The sequence below is a fragment of the uncultured Parvibaculum sp. genome (genome assembly GCF_963975745.1).
In the GTDB taxonomy this organism is placed as follows: Bacteria; Pseudomonadota; Alphaproteobacteria; order Parvibaculales; family Parvibaculaceae; genus Parvibaculum.
Genome location: NZ_CAXBIB010000004.1, coordinates 158,834 through 177,379, shown reverse-complemented (window position 1 = coordinate 177,379; position 18,546 = coordinate 158,834). Strand labels below are relative to the sequence as shown.

Annotated in this window: 15 protein-coding genes; 13 read left to right on the top strand and 2 right to left on the bottom strand. The window is 62.3% G+C overall.

Annotated features, from left to right (window positions below; translation table 11 throughout):
* Window positions 1–94 precede the first annotated feature (94 nt).
* From pal to AAC071_RS04995, 8 genes are all read left to right on the top strand, one after another.
* Complete coding sequence (gene pal / locus AAC071_RS05030; RefSeq protein ID WP_339830629.1) at window positions 95–589, top strand: peptidoglycan-associated lipoprotein Pal; 495 nt, start codon at window positions 95–97, stop codon at window positions 587–589.
* Between the two features lie 145 nt (window positions 590–734).
* Entirely contained in the window at window positions 735–1,667 is a 933-nt protein-coding gene (ybgF, locus tag AAC071_RS05025; RefSeq protein WP_339830627.1) for a tol-pal system protein YbgF, read from the top strand.
* A gap of 25 nt (window positions 1,668–1,692) precedes the next feature.
* Window positions 1,693–3,042, top strand: coding sequence for a tRNA lysidine(34) synthetase TilS (tilS, locus tag AAC071_RS05020; RefSeq protein ID WP_339830625.1), 1,350 nt, complete (start codon window positions 1,693–1,695; stop codon window positions 3,040–3,042).
* Between the two features lie 150 nt (window positions 3,043–3,192).
* On the top strand, window positions 3,193–5,100 hold the full coding sequence (gene ftsH, locus AAC071_RS05015) for an ATP-dependent zinc metalloprotease FtsH (protein ID WP_339830623.1): 1,908 nt from the start codon (window positions 3,193–3,195) through the stop codon (window positions 5,098–5,100).
* Between the two features lie 699 nt (window positions 5,101–5,799).
* Entirely contained in the window at window positions 5,800–6,453 is a 654-nt protein-coding gene (locus tag AAC071_RS05010) for a DUF433 domain-containing protein (RefSeq protein ID WP_339830621.1), read from the top strand.
* Entirely contained in the window at window positions 6,450–6,866 is a 417-nt protein-coding gene (locus AAC071_RS05005) for a DUF5615 family PIN-like protein (protein ID WP_012112382.1), read from the top strand. Before AAC071_RS05010 ends, AAC071_RS05005 begins: the two co-directional genes overlap by 4 nt.
* Before the next feature lie 348 nt (window positions 6,867–7,214).
* The gene (locus AAC071_RS05000) at window positions 7,215–7,562 is read left to right on the top strand and encodes a DUF6634 family protein (protein WP_339830619.1); all 348 of its coding nucleotides are present in this window, start codon (window positions 7,215–7,217) and stop codon (window positions 7,560–7,562) included.
* A gap of 197 nt (window positions 7,563–7,759) precedes the next feature.
* Window positions 7,760–8,368, top strand: coding sequence for a hypothetical protein (locus AAC071_RS04995; RefSeq protein WP_012112380.1), 609 nt, complete (start codon window positions 7,760–7,762; stop codon window positions 8,366–8,368).
* 106 nt (window positions 8,369–8,474) lie between these two features.
* Here AAC071_RS04995 and AAC071_RS04990 read toward each other — a convergent pair whose 3' ends face one another.
* Together AAC071_RS04990 and AAC071_RS04985 are read right to left on the bottom strand one after the other, a co-directional pair.
* On the bottom strand, window positions 8,475–9,638 hold the full coding sequence (locus AAC071_RS04990; RefSeq protein WP_245545176.1) for an NAD(P)/FAD-dependent oxidoreductase: 1,164 nt from the start codon (window positions 9,636–9,638) through the stop codon (window positions 8,475–8,477).
* Window positions 9,639–9,683: 45 nt separating this feature from the next.
* Window positions 9,684–11,810 (bottom strand): heavy metal translocating P-type ATPase, encoded by a 2,127-nt coding sequence (locus AAC071_RS04985; RefSeq protein WP_339830613.1) that lies wholly within the window; start codon window positions 11,808–11,810, stop codon window positions 9,684–9,686.
* A 66-nt stretch (window positions 11,811–11,876) separates the two neighbouring features.
* Here AAC071_RS04985 and AAC071_RS04980 point away from each other — a divergent pair, with 66 nt between their 5' ends.
* From AAC071_RS04980 to AAC071_RS04960, 5 genes are all read left to right on the top strand, one after another.
* Window positions 11,877–12,287: a helix-turn-helix domain-containing protein gene (locus AAC071_RS04980; protein WP_012112307.1), complete on the top strand. Its 411-nt coding sequence runs from the start codon at window positions 11,877–11,879 to the stop codon at window positions 12,285–12,287.
* A 122-nt stretch (window positions 12,288–12,409) separates the two neighbouring features.
* Window positions 12,410–12,727 carry a hypothetical protein gene (locus tag AAC071_RS04975; protein WP_012112306.1) on the top strand — a complete coding sequence of 106 codons (318 nt, stop codon included), beginning with the start codon at window positions 12,410–12,412 and terminating at the stop codon, window positions 12,725–12,727.
* Between the two features lie 121 nt (window positions 12,728–12,848).
* On the top strand, window positions 12,849–14,072 hold the full coding sequence (locus tag AAC071_RS04970; protein ID WP_012112305.1) for a TolC family protein: 1,224 nt from the start codon (window positions 12,849–12,851) through the stop codon (window positions 14,070–14,072).
* A complete protein-coding gene (locus AAC071_RS04965; protein WP_012112304.1) occupies window positions 14,069–15,175 on the top strand; it encodes an efflux RND transporter periplasmic adaptor subunit in 1,107 nt (368 codons plus the stop codon). The genes AAC071_RS04970 and AAC071_RS04965 overlap by 4 nt, the downstream gene beginning before the upstream one ends.
* Window positions 15,176–15,186: 11 nt before the next feature.
* Entirely contained in the window at window positions 15,187–18,369 is a 3,183-nt protein-coding gene (locus tag AAC071_RS04960) for a CusA/CzcA family heavy metal efflux RND transporter (RefSeq protein ID WP_012112303.1), read from the top strand.
* The last annotated feature ends 177 nt before the right edge of the window (window positions 18,370–18,546 follow it).

The window sequence follows — 18,546 nt, the reverse complement described above, 5'->3', positions numbered from 1 at the left end:
GCCTGTTTTGTCGCCGGGCATCTCGTGCAAAAGTAGCAATATCGATTGAGCGCTGAGGCGCCATGGCCGCTGAGATCAAAAGGAGATCACCCGAATGAAGTCCCCGAACGCTGGCCTGCGGATTGCCGCTGTGGCCGCTGCTTTCTTCATGTTGGCCGCTTGCTCGACACCCGCCGCAGATGGTGGCGGTTCGACCTCAGGCGCCGGCACTATCACGCCCGGCACGCAGGAAGATCTGGTCACGAATGTTGGCGACCGTGTCTTCTTCGATACCGACCGGTCGTCGCTCAGCGATGAGGCCCGTGCCACCCTGCAGCGTCAGGCGGCATGGATGCAGCTCTACCCGAACCTGACCTTCACGCTTGAAGGGCATGCCGACGAGCGCGGCACGCGCGAATACAACCTCGCGCTCGGTGGCCGCCGTGCCAACGCCGCGAAGGACTATCTTGTGAGCCTCGGCGTCAATGGCGGTCGCATCAACACCGTTTCCTACGGCAAAGAGCGCCCGGTCTGCCTCGACTCCAACGAGAACTGCTGGAGCCAGAACCGTCGCGCCGTGACGGTTGTCGCCTCCGGTGTCGGCAGCTAAGCGGCTTCATTGCCGATAGCGGCCAAGTGCCTTGAAGCGCTCTTCCGCCTTTGCGGAAGAGCGCTTCTTTGTTTGGGGCCTGTACGCTTTGGCGCCCCAATTTTGTCTTGTTTGCAGCTAGGATGCGGAGGGTCGAGTGAGATACTTGCTGGAGGTTCGATTGCATCCCGGTCTTCAACCAAGACATAAGGGCCTGTGGGTCGCAGGGGCATCCGTTCTGATCGGTCTGTCCATGCTGGCCGCCGGCGCGGCCGTCGCACAGTCCGGCAGCGAACTTGATTTGCGGGCAGTCGGCAATCGGCTCGACCGGATCGAGCGAGAGATCACCGATCTGCAGCGGCAGAGTTATGGTGCAGGCACTTCTGCAGGCGTACCCACGCCGCTTGGTGGCGGCGGTGCTGCGGCGGCGGATGCCCAATCGCGTATCTTCGAGCTCGAAGAGCAGGTGCGCCGCCTCAATGGCAGCCTCGAAGAGATAAGCCACCGTGTCGATCAGATGAGCCGGGATCTGCAGCTTTTCAAGGCCGATACTGACTTGCGCTTCCAGGACGGGACAGGCGGTGCATCGGCATCCGGGGGCGCAATGGCCACCGTTGAAGATTACGAAACCGGCGGTTCCGGTCCGGCCGCAGGCGAAGGTACGCTTGGCACCGCACCGGTCTCCGCGCCACCCGTTGCTGCCGTGCTTCCGAATGGTACCCCTGAAGTTCAATATGATTTTGCGATCGATCTGATGAAACGTGGTCAGTACGATCAGGCACGCGGGGCCTTCGTCGAGTTTCTGCAACTCCACCCCAAGCACACGCTTGCGGGCAATGCACAGTACTGGCTTGGTGAAACCTATTACGCGCAGAACCGGCACAAGGAAGCTGGCGATGCCTTCCTGACGGGCTACACGACCTACGCGTCCAGCAACAAGGCGCCCGACAGTCTGCTGAAGCTCGGCATGAGTCTCGCCGCGCTCGGCAACAAGGATGCGGCCTGCACGGTGTGGAGTGAACTCGGCTCGCGCTTTCCGCAGGCATCGCCCGCAGTCGTCGCCCGCAACAAGCTGGAGCGCGAGAAGGCTGGCTGCTGATCCGCCTGAAAGCGAGGGGGGGGGAATGAGCGCGCAGGACAAGACCGCGCGGCAGGCTGTCCCTCCAGTGACTGCTTCGGAATTTGCCGAACGGCTTGGTTCTCTCTCGCCGTCGAAGAATGTCGCGGTCGCCTTTTCGGGCGGGCCGGATTCGCTTGCGCTTCTCATTCTTGCCGTGCAATGGGCGAAGCGCCGCAAAAGCGTTTCGCTCCACGCGCTTACCGTCGATCACGGGCTGCGTGCCGCTTCTGCCGCCGAGGCGAGGCGGGCGGCTGCGATGGCGAAGGAGCTCGGCGTTCCGCATCTAATTCTACGCTGGAAAGGTGAGAAGCCAGCGCGCGGCATTCAGGCGGCAGCGCGCGATGCGCGCTATCGTTTGCTGCTCGATGCCTGCTGGAAATTGGGTGCCTGTGATCTTCTCGCCGCTCATCATCTCGACGATCAGGCAGAAACCCTCTTGCTTCGCCTTGTGCGCGGCAGTGGCGTCGACGGGCTTGCGGCGATGGCCGCGGAAAGGATGTTGATCGGAGGCGGGCCTCACGTTCGCCTGCTTCGGCCGCTGCTTGATTTGCCGCGCGAAAGGCTTGTCGCCACAGTTCGCCGCGCAGGGCTGGTGCCCATCGACGATCCGAGCAATGAGAACGAGACTTTCGATCGCGTGAAGGTCCGCAAGCTGCTTGTTGCGCTGGCGCCACTCGGGCTCGACGCCGCGCGGCTTGCGCGCACCGCGGCGTTGATGGCGCGGGCTCGAGAGGCGCTCGAGGCGGCGACGGCGGCGTTACTCGCGGATCATGCCATTCTGTCCTCTATCGGTCATGTCGAGGTCGATTGCGAGGCGCTTCTGTCCGCGCCGGGTGAAATCAGGCTCCGCGCCCTTGCTGCGATCATCCGTACGGTCGGTGGGCATGACTATGCGCCGCGTCTCGGTGCGCTGGAGAGTGTCGAGGCGGCTCTTCGCGCGGGGACGCTCGGCCGCGGACGGACGCTTGCGGGCGTGAAGCTCGCCATCGCGGCGGGGCGGCTCGTTGCGGTACGAGAGCTTGCGGCGGCCTCCAGCGCCGAGCCGATCGCGCTCGGGCCCAAGGAAGAAGGGCTCTGGGACGGCCGTTTCTATGTCGGGGTACTGAAGGCGCCGCGTGGTCCGCGTCTCACCGTCCGTCCGCTCGGCCAAAAAGGGCTGGCGCAGCTTGCCGCCCATGGCGTCGCAGTTCCTGCGGGGCCGAAAACAGCGCTTTTTGCGCTGCCGGCCCTATGGCGGGACGGCGTGCTTGTGGGGGCGCCTCATTTGGGGACGCTCGATCCGCGAGTTGTTGCCAAAGCGGCGTGTCGTCGCAGCACCGGGCTCTGGGCTGCTAGGACGTCCAGGACCGCCTGAAAGAACGCCAAACGATCTTCCGCTGGCACTTGGTAAACCTTTATATGGTCACTATGTTTCTCATAGATTAGAAACAGTCGAGGGCAGGGGCCGTCTCTGGCACATCCCCTGCAGAGCCAAGCCTGTCGTCAGGTAAAGAAGGTCAAGCCTTTGTCCAATTTCAAGAATTTCGCCGTCTGGGTGTTGGGTGCGCTGCTGTTGATCGCGCTGTTCAACCTGTTTCAGGGCCCGGCGCCGCAAAGTGGTACATCGACCGAGATCGACTATTCGCGGCTGCTTGACGATGTCGATGCAGGCACGGTGCGCGAGGTCACGATCCAGGGCGAAAAGATCACTGGTCAGTATGCCGATGGGCGCCGGTTCTCGACTGTGGCACCAGCCGATCCAGCGCTGATCGAGCGGCTTCGCGCCAAGGGCGTGCAGATTGCCGCCAAGCCGTCAGACGAAAACGTGCCCTCGCTGCTCGGGGTCCTCGTTTCCTGGTTCCCGATGCTGCTCCTCATTGCCGTCTGGATTTTCTTCATGCGGCAGATGCAGGGCGGTGGCGGCAAGGCCATGGGGTTTGGAAAATCGAAGGCGAAGCTGCTGACCGAGCGCCATGGTCGTGTCATGTTCGACGACGTCGCCGGCATTGACGAAGCCAAGGACGACCTGACCGAGATCGTCGACTTCCTGCGCGATCCGGCGAAGTTCCAGCGTCTCGGCGGCCGCATCCCGAAGGGCGTGTTGCTGGTCGGCCCGCCCGGCACCGGCAAGACCCTGCTGGCGCGTGCCATCGCCGGCGAAGCCAATGTTCCCTTCTTCACGATTTCCGGTTCCGACTTTGTCGAGATGTTCGTCGGCGTTGGCGCCTCCCGCGTGCGCGACATGTTCGAGCAGGCCAAGAAGAATGCGCCTTGCATCATCTTCATCGACGAAATCGATGCGGTCGGACGTCATCGCGGCGCCGGCCTTGGCGGTGGCAATGACGAGCGCGAGCAGACATTGAACCAGTTGCTGGTCGAGATGGACGGCTTCGAACCCAATGAAGGCATTATCCTGATCGCAGCAACCAACCGTCCGGATGTGCTCGACCCGGCGCTGCTGCGTCCGGGCCGCTTCGACCGCCAGGTCGTTGTGCCCAATCCGGACGTCATCGGCCGCGAGAAGATTCTCAAGGTTCACATGAAAAAGGTGCCGTTGGCGCCTGACGTCGATCCGCGCACGATTGCGCGTGGGACGCCCGGTTTTTCGGGAGCCGACCTGGCGAACCTCGTCAACGAGGCGGCGTTGATGGCGGCGCGGCGCGGCAAGCGGCTCGTCACCATGGCCGATTTCGAGGACTCCAAGGACAAGGTGATGATGGGCGCCGAGCGCCGCTCGATGGTGATGACCGAAGAGGAGAAGAAGCTCACGGCGTACCATGAGGGCGGTCATGCGCTTGTGGCGCTGCACATGCCGGACTCCGATCCGATTCACAAGGCGACCATCATTCCGCGCGGCCGCGCGCTCGGTATGGTGATGCGCCTGCCGGAACGCGACCAGCTTTCGGTCACGCGCGCCAAGCTCAAGGCCGATCTTGCGGTCGCGATGGGCGGCCGTATCGCCGAGGAGTTGATCTTTGGCCATGACAAGGTGACGTCCGGGGCATCGTCCGATATCTCGATGGCGACCAAGATGGCGAAGGCCATGGTTACGCGCTGGGGCATGAGCGACAAGCTCGGCCCTCTGGCCTATCAGGACAATGAGGAAGAAGTATTCCTCGGTCACTCGGTCGCGCGCCACCAGAACATGTCCGAGGAGACGCAGCGCCAGATCGACGCCGAGGTGCGCCGCATCGTCGAGGAAGGTTATGGAACCGCGAAGCAGGTTCTCAGCGAGCATCTCGACGATTTGCATACGATCGCCAAGGGCCTGCTCGAATACGAGACGCTTTCCGGGGATGAAATCATCGGTCTGCTCAAAGGCGATATGCCTGTACGTGAGCGCGGCGAGCCCGAGAAGGTCGATCTGGGGCCCGTGTCGTCTGTGCCTACCACAGGGCCTGTCGGCGCGCCGCCGGCCCCGCAAGGCACCTGAACCGGGCCATCGGTGAGGACGAAAAAGGGAGGCTCCGGCCTCCAGCCCCTATGATAAATGTTGAAAGGCTGTGAGGCCGGTTCCCCAGCCCCTTTGGTCCCCGAATTGTCGTAGCCTTCTAACGCCAGCGTCCCCTTTCTGCCCTCTGCAGGGTGCTTATCTGCACACCGCTACGTTTCACAACTGGTTGCGGGATTTCAGAAATCCGATTTGAACCTCCGCTTGCAAGGCGGTTGATTTTGTTGAAGTGGGACAGTGCATGCAAAACAAAACCCCGATAACCGATTGGTTTTGCGGGGTTTTTGTTGTGTGATCTGGTTACGGTGGAGGCAACCGTCTCAACTTGTGGCTCCTCTTAACCTGCCGGCCAGTACTCGACCAGCTTGCCCAAGAGAGCTGTAGCGGATTGTTTCGTGCCGCAGCGTAGTATTTGCAACCCCCGCCACAAAACGACAATTATATAATATATTACATGTTTTTCTTGATAATCAGGATCGTCTTGCTCCTACGTATATACCTGTCCCGGTTAAGGCGGCGATACCCCTGCCGGGGGAGACCGGCGGCGTTCGCCCGCATGCTCGCCGACGTGATGTCGGGCCAACTCGTCATCTCGTCTCACAATGCCCGGATTAGGGATTGAAATTTCGGACTCTCTGATATACATTCCGATGTGTCGGAATATTTAATCAGGAGGCTCCCATGCCCGCAGTCGCGGAAATGCTGAAGGTCAGCGAGGTCGCCGTTGTCTCGCGCGTGAGCCTGCGCGACGTCAATCGTGCTCTCGACGAACGCATCCTGCCGGACGCCTTCGTCTCGTTCGACAATGGCCGTTACGTCCTGGCCGGCGCCTGTTCGCTCATCACCTTCTATTTCGCGAGCGCCCGGCGCCTGACCTCGGAAGAGCGCCTGTCGGCCATCAGGACCGCAGAGCCTCGGCTTGCGCGGTCCCGCGCCCTGCCTTGGGCTGCGCTGTTGCGTGAGGACTGGACCGTCCGCGACGATTTCCTGACCATCGACCTGCTGCCCTTCATGAAGGGCGCGAGCGAGCGGCTGGACGATCTCGCCGCCGCGCGGGAGATGGTCACGACCTCACCCGACATTCTCGGCGGCACACCCGTCATTCGGGGCACCCGTGTTCCGGTCTATGATGTCGCGGCATCCGTAGCCGCCGGCCATTCGACGGAGCGCATCCTCGCGACCTGGCCCAGCCTGGATACCGAAAAAGTCAGGCTTGCCACAATCTACGCGGAGGCAAACCCGCTGCGCGGTCGCCCACGCGCTCCCGCCGATCTTTGCGAAGGCTCGGTCATTATCACGGATCGCCGCATTCCTCGAGCCAGGAAGGCGGGATGAAGTTTCTGATCGACGAGTGCCTAAGTCCCGAACTGGCGAAGCTGGCATTGAAAAAAGGATATAACGAGACCAGCCACGTTGTCTGGATGAAGCTCGCCGGCCTGAAAGACTGGGAGCTGAAGCCGATCATTCTCGGCGGAGACTGGACGTTCGTCACCAGGAATTCGGTGGATTTCCGGGGTCCGAAAGATAAGCCAGGCACCAAGGGCCAGTATGCCGACGTCGCCATCCATGCCGGGTTGATCTGTCTCAACGGCCCACCCAGCATGAATCTCGACATGCACATCGAGCTGTTCGAGCAGGCGCTGGTCGAACTCAGTGCCGACGATGATCTCATCAACCAGGTTCTTGAAATCTTTCTGGAGGACGGGATTGAGCTTCGGGTGCTGCGCTACGCCTTGCCCAAGGATTGAGCAGCACCGGATCGGATAGAGAATCCGTCATCGTCGCTTAGACCATCAAGGTTTCCCCAGAAAGACGGGACGCCCACTCGTTCATGCTCACGCTGGGGGAGACTTCTCTCCTTGGCCCGCACTTCGTTGCAGTGCGGGCCGGGTTTCCGTGACGGGTTGGTTGCCGGAGAGATGCTCCCGAGCCTCGCGCTCGACAAGAAATTCCCTGCCTCGCCATCTGGGGAAGCGGCGCGATCCTTAGAGTTTCCATCGAAGAAGCTTCTTGACTCGGGATATCGCACATGTTTTTGTTCTTGTTATGTTCTAATGGTGCCCTTAGCCTGCCTCCGATCAACAAGGAGGACGGACATGGTCATCTATGTAGGACGGGAAGGTGTTCTGCGAACGAACCACCTGAATGAGGAACTGGCGCGGCTGAAAGAGCTCTGCGTCGATCTCGAATGGCTGAGAGCCGGCGTCCTGCCGTCATTCGAAGACCTCGAGGACGCTCCCTTCATCGACGATTATTCATTCGTCCAGCGTGGCGTGGCCGCGCTGCAGGGAAAGGTCACGGGTCATCCCCTTCTCGGAGCGACGACAGCCATGACGTCGGACCTCTGTGTGTTCGCCCCCGACCTCGGATGGGCCCGAACTCTCTCCCGCTTCTACAGGCTCGGATCGCCATCTCCGGCAATGGCGAAATGGATACAGGCCTGATGCCGGGCGGGATTTAATCTGCGGTTCCGGACAAAATATGTCCGGAACCGCAGATTAAAGCGCAGAGCAGGCGGAGAACGCCGGTAAAACAGCAATCGGCACGGCAAGCGCGCAGAAGCCGCCGCTATCCCGTCACCCGAATGGCAGGCCATGAAGAACCCGGCAATGTCATTCCCCAGCGCCGCAGGAGCGCTTCCATGTCAAAGGCATCCAGCACCGAACAAAAGGCCGCTGCCAGACTGGCTGAGCAGCTGGACAGGCTTCCCGCGGATATCCGGAGGGTTCTGATGGAGTCTTTTGCCGATGCCGCAGAGGCGATAGCGGAGCGATACGATCCGGGGCGCGAGCAAAACAAGCCTCTGACCGATGCCGAACGGAAAGCTCTCGAATCCGTCGGTGTATCGGTCGATCGCTCCGGGACGTTCTATCGTCCGATCGTGCGGACGGCCATTCTCGAGGGCACTCTCCTCGCAACAGCGCTGTCGCCGGCGCAGGCGGCGAGGGTTCTAGGTATTTCCGGCCGCCGGCTGCGCCAGCACCTCTCTGAGCGGACGCTGATCGGTGTCAAAAGAGCGAACGCGTGGCTCATTCCGTCATTCCAGTTTGCCGGGGAAAGCGAGTTGCCCGGGCTTGCCATCGTTCTGAAGGCAATCCGGGAAACGGCCCTGCCGATCGAGATCGCCGGTTTCTTCGAGAGCGAACAACCCGATCTCGTCGACGAATCCGAAGAACCCATGACGCCGAGGCAGTGGCTGATCGAGGGACGGGATCCTCAGGCCGTCGCCAGTCTCGCCAGGGGGATTTGATGGCGCGGGTATCGATGCCGAAGTTTACGCAGAGACTCGGAGTGCTCGTGCAATTGCTATGGGAAAGCCACACCCCAAGACCCACAAGACATAGAAACAGGTCACCTCAACCCGGTCGAATAACCTGAGTTTGGGTCATAGGTACATTCAGATAGTCTCGAACGAATGCGACGATTTCCGCCGCGTCTTCTTCTATTCCCATCACGAGCGCAGAGGCACGGTTGCGTTGCCAGGGCAAGCCAAGATGAAAAAGACCGGGGACGGAGGTTCGTCCGCCTTCGTGCTGGAAGCGGCCGTGTGGATCCTTCGTGCCGGGGATATCAAGCCATGCGTTGTCGCCATGATAGCCGGCACACCAGATGACACAGTTCAACTCCCGCGTCGATCCATCGGCAAAGAATGCGGTCCGGCCATCGGCACCGACGAGGCGGGGGACAACCGCGACACCCAGGACCCGTAAATCGTCGAGACTACGCCCCCGGTCGGGGAAGGGGTCGGTGCGGCGCATCAGGCGGCCCGCAAGCGAGCCCGGTTTCGCTTTCATCAATCCGAGAATCCTCAACCACCACCATGTGCTTTTGCCGAGGATGCGTTCGGGAAACAGCCGGCGTCTCCGGCCCGTTGCAAGCGCGACATTGTGGGTCACCGATAGCTCGGCGGCAATATCGCGCCCCGACGCTCCGTCTCCAGCCACCAGGACAGCGCCTCGCGGAACATCACCGGGATTGCGATAGGTGTCCGGTGTCAGTTGCTTGACGGTGTTGTCGAAATCGGCGGCAACCGGCGGAATCCGGGACTTCTGGAAGGCACCCGTAGCGACAATCACGGCTCTGGCTGCGATTTTCCGTCCATCGTCGAGCGTTGCCTCGAAGCGCCCGGCCCGTAACCGGAGTTGTTTCACCCCGTTGCCGGAAAGGACGGGCAGATCAAAATAATCTGCATAGGTCTCAAGATAGTCGGCGAACTCATCGCGTGTTGGATAGCCATCCGGCGCACCATCGAGAGAGAGCCCCGGGAGCATACTGAAAGCCCGTGGCGTAAACAGGGTGAGTGAATCGTAGCGTCCGCGCCAGCTGTCTCCGATACGGGCTTGGCGATCTACAATCAGAAAGGAGCATCCCGTTCCGGCAAGACGATACCCCGCGGCGAGGCCCGCCTGCCCGGCACCGATGACCAGCACATCGAACGTCTTCGCCCAAAGCTCCGCCGTTCGGCCATCATCGGGATGCACAACCTCCGGTATCATCCTCATGTCTTCCTGTTGTTGCACGTCGTCTCTTGCAGGACGCCTGGGCTTCCACAGCTCCTAACTCACCTATTTCGATGGCTCGCGAACAAGAAGACGCAGCGCGTTGGCTGTAACAAGCACAGTAGCACCCGTATCCGCGAGGATCGCCATCCACAACGTTGTGACGCCGAGAAGAGTCGTTGCGAGGAAGACGGCCTTCAATCCCAGCGCGATTGCGATGTTCTGCCGGATGTTGCCAAGGGTCGCCTGCGACAGGTCGATGAGATCGGCGACGCCCGTTACCCGATTTTTCAGGAGTGCGGCGTCCGCCGTCTCCAGCGCGACATCGGTGCCGACACCCATGGCAACGCCGACCGAGGCCGCAGCGAGCGCGGGCGCGTCATTGATGCCGTCTCCCACCATGACGACAGGGCCATCCTCTTTAAGCCGGCTGATTTCGGCGAGCTTGGCGTCCGGCAGAAGCTCGGCACTCGCCTCCATGCCGAGGTGACCCGCAATGGCGTTGGCCGTGCGCAGGTTGTCGCCGGTCAGCATCAAGGCACGGATGCCACGCTCCGTCAGCCTCTTCACGCCCTCCATCGCGTCTTCACGCGGTTCGTCGCGAAGTGCAATCAATCCCTCGACGGCTTTTTCCGACAGGAGCACGACAACCGTCTTGCCCTCGCTTTCCAGCGTCGCGATCTTCTCTGCGACCTCGGCGGCGATGGCAGTCTGCTCCGCAGCATAACGGGGTGAACCGACAGAAGCAAAGCCGGTTTCTAGCCGCACCGTCACTGCCTTGCCAGGTGTTGCGGTGCCGCCGCCGAAGGTAGCCGGCATGTCCAGCCCGCGCATCACCGCCACCTCGACGATCGCGCGACCGAGCGGGTGACTGGTGTTGCGCTCGACCGCTGCCGCTACCGCCAACACCGAATCTTCACTACCCATGACCGGCACGACATCCGTTACCTGCGGGCAGCCGCGTGTCAGCGTTCCGGTCTTGTCGAAAGCAACGGTCCTGACCTTGCCAAGCGTTTCGAGCGCCGCACCCCCCTTGATCAACAATCCCCGCCGCGCTCCGGCGGCAAGGCCCGAGGCGATTGCCGCGGGCGTCGAGATGACGAGTGCGCAGGGGCAGGCGATCAGCAGCGTGGCAAGTCCCCGATAGGTCCACGTCATCCAGTCGCCGTCAAAGGCGAGTGGTGGAACCATGACGATCAGAGCCGCCACAACCATTGCACCCGGCGTATACCACCGGCTGAAGCGGTCGATCAGGCGCGCGGTCGGCGCCTTTGATTCCTGGGCTTTCTCAACCATGTGGATGATGCGTGTAATCGTGTTGTCGGACGTGACACGGTCGATCGAGACACGCAGCTCGCCATTGGCGTTGATGCTGCCGGCATAGACCGTCGAACCTGCTTTCTTGAGTGCCTGCACGGACTCGCCGGTCACTGGCGCTTCGTCGACCTCCGATATGCCGTCGATCACCGTGCCGTCGGAAGGAACACGGTCGCCGGGCCGCACTACGACGACATCGCCAACAACCAGATCTTCCGCCGCGACTTTTTCGACCGTGCCGTTACGCTCGCAAAACGCCACGCGCGGCACGAGGTCGATCAGCGCCTTGATGCCCGCTCGCGCCCGGCCGGCCGCGACGGTTTCGAGCAGCTCTCCGACCGCGAACAGGAAAATGACGACGGCAGCTTCCTCGGCCTCTCCGATGACGACCGCACCGAGCACCGCAATCGTCATCAGCGTCTCGATAGTAAAAGGCGAGCCGGACATTGCTCCGGCAACAGCGCGCCTCGCAAAGGGAATGACGCTTAAAAGCGCGGCGCCCGAATAAAGCCATTGTTCCCGTTCGGGAAAGATCTGCGCCATCGCGAAGGCAAGTGCGAAGAGGGCGCCGGTCAAAAGGACGAGTCGGCTCTTGCGCCCCTTGCACAAAGGCTCCCTGGCGCGCTTTCGGGGTATTCTCGCTTCCGGCTCCACATGACCGGCCAATGGGATGTAGCCAAGCGATCGAACTCTCTCCTCTATGAGGAACGATGCGGTACGATCCTCATCCAGTTGCAGCGCAAGCGTTCCGTTTGCATGGCTGACATCGACATCGCTCACGCCGGGCAGGTGGTACATCGCCTTTTCGATTTTCAATGCGCAGGCGGCGCAATCCATGCCGTCGATATACAGCTTGTAGGGGCGTGTCGCCGCCATGATGTCACCTCGACAAACTCGATGTGACGCACTAGATAGACCCTGTAGTAACTACAGGGTCAAGCGATGAACCGGGAAATCCTGACAATCGGCCATCTGGCGCGGCAGACGGGCACCAAAGTCGAGACGATCCGCTTCTATGAGAAGAACGGTCTCTTGCCGGAACCTTCGCGCACCGACGGCAATTATCGTGCCTATGAACAGGAACATCTCGACCGGTTGAGCTTCATCAGGCGTGCCCGCGACCTCGGCTTCTCGCTCGACCAGGTCAGGACGCTATTGATGCTCGCCGACGACCGCAGCCAGTCCTGTGCGGCCGTCGATGCAGTTGCCAGGGAACGTCGAAACGAGGTCGAGAGAAAGATAAGCGACCTTATCGCGCTCAAGGGTGAACTCGACAGGATTATAGATCGGTGCGAATGCGGGATAGTTGCCGACTGCAGAATCATCGAGTCGCTATCAACAGCAGGCTCGTAGTCTCCCACACCGGTATGTCCTTCACGCATTCAGGTTGATAACGCGCTCCCGGGTTCCATATGTGGCTTTTCGCAACGTTCGGCTGAACGGGTTGAAATTTCGCGAGAATTGGTCAGTATCGCATGATGTCCCGTTTCCTCGCCCAGCTCATTGTCGTCAGCCTTTTGTGGGGGTGCCTGTCCGCTGGCGCATCCGCCGACTCGTTCTATGGTGAGGCGAACGAGGCCATCGTTCATGCGACAGGAACGGAGCGCGCTGCGGATTCCACTTCCGGCTCGATCTGCGATGTCTGCCACATTCTCCAGCATGTCGTGCTTGTGCCCCGAAGCGAGTTCCTGGTGACGCTCGCGACGAGCCATGTTCCCGTTTCCGGTGACGAAAGTGCTGCAAGCCGGCTGCTTTATCCCGAAGGTCCCCCTCCAGAAATAGCGATCGCCTGAGCCTGAACGCGTTCCCGTCCGGGGACGCCCGATGTCTTTTATCTACAGGTGATCCATGAAAGGTTCATTCCGCCCTTGGCGGAGAGCCCTGTCCGGCATTTTTCTGTCGGCGGGACTCGCGATGCCGGTGTTCGCGTCGGACACGGCATCGGTAACGCTCGACGAAGCCATCGCCATCGCGCTGTCGCAGAACACGCAGGCGCGCATCGCTTTCGAGGCAATCGGTGAACGAACCGCAGAAGCGCGGCAAGCGGGGCTTCCGCCCAATCCCGAACTCGGCCTCGAAGTCGAGAATGTGCTCGGCTCCGGCCTCTATCGCGGCACGGAGGAGGCGGATGTCACGCTCGGCCTCACGCAGCGTATCGAAACGGGCGGCAAGCGCGAAAACAGGAAGCGTCTCTCCCGCCTTTCGGAAGCGGTCGCCGCCGCAGAAAGAGATGTTGTGGAGCGCCGCCTGCGCGAGGCGGTAACGCATGCCTTCAACGGATTGCTTGCCGCACAGCAAGAAGCGGAAACGACTTCGGCCGCGGCGGAGCGGGTCCGCGGCCTCGTGCCGGCGCTGCGTCAGCGCTTCGAACGGGGAGCTTCTTCAGAAGCCGATCTCAATCGCGGATTGCTCGCACTCGATCTCGCCGAGATCAGGGCGGGGACGAAACAGGCCGAGTTGCGCACGGCACAGCAAACACTGCTCGCCCTCTGGTCGGAGAGCGCCTATCGTCCGTTACGCGCCGAGGGCGCTTTCGCCGTTCCGGCAACGCCGCTTCCCGGCCTCGACGAACTCGAAGCCATGCTCGACAGCCATCCGGCGGTGCTGGGCGGACAACAGACCGTGAGTGTGCGCCGCGCGGCCTTCGACCTGGAAAAGTCGAATGCCTATCCGGATGTGACGCTGGGCGCAGGCGCCCGCCATTTCGCAGGAACGGACGAAAGCGCGTTCCTCTTCTCCGTCTCCATTCCTATCTCCGTCTTCGACCGCAATCAGGGCAATATCGACGCCGCATCGAGCCGCGTCGTGCAAGCCGATCTCGATGCGCGGCGAACGAGGGTGGAACTCGCCCGCGAATTGCAACAGTCGCATCAGACCTACAGCAGCCGTTGCCGTGAAGCGGAGCGGCTTGGCAGATCGGTCGTCCCCACATCGGCAAAAACATCCGCCGCAATCCGCGAAGGCTATCTCGCGGGCCGTTTTGGCGTACTCGATCTTCTCGATGCGCTGCAGACCAGCGCCGACAGCCGGATGCAGGAAACGGAGGCCCTTCTCGCCTGCCGTAATGCGCTGGCCTCCATCGAAATTCTGACCGGCCTTTCCGGCAAGGAAGAAGCGGCCGAAGGAGATGCACAATGAAAACGATCAAGACGGAAATCCTGGCGCGCCGGTTGCTCGCTTCGGGCCTGGCTGTCGCCCTCGCCATATCGCCCGCCCTGGCACAGGGCGACCGCGATCATGACCATGGCGGCGACAAGGCCGTGGAGGAACATCACGACCATCGTGATGGGAGTGAAAGCGAAGAGGAGCACGACGCTCATGGCGAGGACGCCCATGACGGTCACGGCCACGACGAAGAGGATGGACATGACGAGAGCGGCCACGGGCACAGCCATGACGACGAGCATGACGAGCATGAAGATGGTCATGTAACGCTGACGCCTGCGCAGATCGGCAACGCACGGCTGGAAATCGCCGAGGCGGGGCCGGGCATGCTCCGCCCCTCGCTCAATCTTTTCGGTATCGTCAGGCCCGATCTCGACAGGCTTGTCCATGTCGTGCCGCGCTTTCCGGGGATCGTGATCGGTGTGAACAAGCGCCTTGGCGACCGCGTGGAGCGGGGAGACATTCTGGCGACCATTGAAAGCAACGAGAGCCTGCGCGCCTATCCGCTCATCGCTTCCGTTTCCGGGCGCGTCATCCTCGGAAATGTCGTGCCCGGCCAGTTCGCGGGAACGGACGATCCGCTGATGGTCGTCGCCGATCTTTCGACCGTCTGGCTCGATCTTCAGGTTCATCGCCACGATGCCGGCCTCATCCGCGAGGGACAGCGTGTCGTTTTTCCATCGGAGAATGGCGGCGGCGAGGTCGAGGCGGTGATTTCCTATGTGTCGCCTATCGCCGCGCAGGACACGCAGAGCGTACTCGCCCGCGCGACGGTCGCGAACCCGGAGGGCCATCTTCAGCCCGGACTTTTTGTTACGGCCTCGGTGATGCAGGAACCCTTAGCGGCGCCGGTGACGGTGAAGCGCGAGGCGATCCTCCATGACGGTGCGGCGGCATTCGTCTATGTGCCGGGCGAGGAAGGCTCCTTCGAGCGGGCGCCGGTGAAGACCGGCCGGAGCGACGGCGTCCGCATCGAAATCCTCGAAGGGCTCGATGCAGGCGCATCCTATGTCGCGGGCAATGCCTTCCTCCTCAAGGCCGAGGCGGGCAAGAACGCCGCCGCGCATTCGCATTGAGGAGATGAAACATGATACCTGCAATCGTCTCCTTCTGCGTCAGGCACCGCTGGCTGGTGCTGCTGACGGTCGCCTTCGTCGCGGGCTTCGGCGCCTATAATTTCACGCGCCTGCCGATCGACGCCGTGCCGGACATCACCAATGTCCAGGTGCAGATCAACACCTCCGCGCCCGGCTATTCTCCCGTCGAGGTGGAGCAGCGCATCACCTTTCCGCTGGAAACGGCGATGGGCGGCCTGCCCGGCCTCGACTACACGCGCTCGCTTTCGCGCTACGGCCTGTCGCAGGTCACGGTCGTCTTCGTGGACGGCACGGACATCTACCGCGCGCGGCAGTTGATTGGCGAACGTATTCAGGCCGTTTCCGGCGAGTTGCCGCCCGACGTCGAAACGGCCATGGGCCCGGTTTCGACCGGCCTCGGCGAAATCTACATGTACCGCATGGAGGCCGCTCCGGATGCGCGCAATGCTGAAGGCGTGCCCTATACGCTCTCGGACCTGCGCGCGATCCATGACTGGATGGTGCGTCCGCAACTGCGCACCGTTCCGGGCGTGGTCGAGGTAAATGCCATCGGCGGTTATGAGCGGCAGATCCATGTCGTGCCCGACCCTTACCGGCTCACCTCCTTCAATCTCTCCTTCGCCGATGTCGCGAAGGCGCTCGAGGACAACAACGTCAATCAGGGCGCGGGCTATATCGAGCGGAACGGAGAGCAATATCTGATCCGCCTGCCGGGCCAGCTTGGCGATGCGGCGGAGTTCGGCGAGGTGCTGCTCGGCACGCATAATGGCAGGCCAATCTATATCCACGATGTCGCGGAAGTGACCTTCGGCAAGGAGCTCCGCACCGGCGCGGCGACGCATGACGGCGAGGAAACCGTTCTCGGCACCGCTGTGATGCTGATGGGCGAGAACAGCCGCGAAGTGGCAAGCGCCGTTCGCGGCAAGCTGAAGCAGATCGAGCGAAACCTGCCCGACGGCGTGACAATCGAAACGCTCTACGACCGCACCGATCTCGTCCAGAAGACCATCGCCACCGTCCGTAACAATCTCGTGGAAGGCGCGGTGCTCGTCATCGTTGTCCTTTTCATGCTGTTGCGAAGTATCCGGGCGGCGCTCATCACCGCCGCTGTCATTCCGCTTTCCATGCTGATCGCGGTGACGGGCATGGTGGAGTACCGCATCAGCGCCAACCTGATGAGCCTCGGCGCCATCGACTTCGGCCTGATCGTGGATGGCGCCGTCATCATCACAGAGAATTGCTTGAGACGTCTTTCCGAAGAACGGAAGCATCTGGGGCGCACACTCGGCCTCGACGAACGCTTCGCTGTGGTGGTGGACGCGACGCGCGAGGTGATAACGCCGGCCATGTTCGGCTCCTTCATCATCACGGTCGTCTATCTGCCGATCCTCACATTGACCGGCGTGGAAGGAAAAATGTTCACGCCTATGGCGGTCACGGTCGTCCTCGCGCTTCTCGGGGCAATGGCGCTGGCGGTCACTTTCGTTCCGGCGGCCATCGCCATTTTCGTGCGCGGCGATGTGGAGGAGAAGGAGAGCCTCATCATGCGCTGGGCGCAGAAGGGTTACCAGCCAGCACTTCGCTTCGCGCTTGGCCGTCAGAAGACAATCGCCATCGCGGCGGCGGCGCTCGTGCTCGTGGCCGCGCTCGGCGCGACGCGCTTCGGCACCGAGTTCATCCCGAGGCTCGACGAGGGCGACGTTGCGGTGCAGGTGCTCCGCATGCCGGGCACGAGCCTTACGCAATCGGTGGAGATGCAGAAACAGGTCGAAAGGGCACTGATCGAGCTTCCCGAAGTGCGGGAGGTCTTCGCAAGGACGGGCACGGCGGAAGTTGCAACCGACCCTATGCCGCCCAGCATCTCGGACGCCTATGTGATGATCGAACCGCGCTCCTCCTGGCCGAACCCGCGCAAGCGGAAAGCCGAGCTTCTGCAGGAGATAGACGAGAAGCTCGCCGCCATACCGGGAGCGAATTACGAGGTCTCGCAGCCCATCGAGCTCCGCTTCAACGAGCTCATCTCGGGCGTCCGTTCGGATGTCGGCATCAAGATATTCGGCGACGATATGGACAAGCTCCTCGCCTCTGCGAACGAGGTGGCCGCTATCGTTCAACGGATCGAAGGCGCGACCGACGTGCAGGTGGAGCAGGTGGAGGGGCTTCCCGTCCTCTCCATCGAGGTGAAGCGCGATGTGGCGGCCCGCTTCGGGCTCTCCGTCGCGGAGATACAGACGGTCGTGCAGGCGGCGATAGGCGGCGCGCGGGCAGGTACCTTTTATGAAGGAGATTGGCGTACGCCCGTTTTCGTGCGCCTGCCTGAGACACTCCGGCAGGATATGGACCGCCTGCGGGAACTGCCGATTCCGCTACCGCCGGCACATGAAGCGGAGGACCGTTTCGCGCCTGCCTCCTATTCACCCTTCGGCGAAGGCATGCCGCGCGTCGTACCGCTCCGCGAGGTGGCGGAGATCGCCCTCGCGCCCGGACCGAACCAGATCAGCCGCGAGAACGGCAAGCGGCGGATCACGGTGACGGCCAATATCCGCGAGCGCGACCTCGGCTCCTTCGTGGACGAGGCGCGGGCTGCCGTGGCGGCGCAGGTGCAATTGCCGCCCGGCTACTGGTTCGAATGGGGCGGGCAGTTCGAGCAGCTCGTCTCGGCGGCGAAGCGGCTTTCCATCGTCGTGCCCGCAGCGCTGGTGCTGATCTTCGCTTTGCTCTTCGCGAGCCTCGGCACGGCGAGGGACGCGCTGCTCGTTTTCTCGGGCGTACCGCTCGCGCTCACGGGCGGGCTCGCGGCGCTGGCGCTTCGGGGCATGCCGCTCTCGATCTCGGCGGGCGTCGGCTTCATCGCGCTCTCGGGCGTCGCGGTGCTGAACGGCCTCGTCATCATCAGCTTCATCAAGAACCTGCGGGCGCGGGGTCTTCCCCTCGATGAAGCGATCCGGCAGGGGGCCATGACGCGGCTCCGCCCGGTGCTGATGACGGCGCTCGTTGCCTCGCTCGGCTTCGTGCCTATGGCGCTGGCGACAAGCGCGGGCGCGGAGGTGCAGCGCCCGCTCGCCACGGTGGTGATCGGCGGCATCCTGTCCTCCACCATCCTCACGCTGCTCGTGCTGCCCGCGATCTACCGCCTCGCCCATGCGCGGGACGAAGAAGAACGAGCAGCCTGACGGGTCCGTGCGGACCCGATGGCGGCACCCCCGGCCGGGCTTCCGTGTCCCGGCCGGGGGGCATCTTTCGACGCTTCTCCGAGGATCCGGAATGAAAAGAAAATCAATCGCCTGGCTCGTCTGGATCAACAATGGTCGATTGAATCACATTGGACCTGCTTCTAAGAACCCGAACCC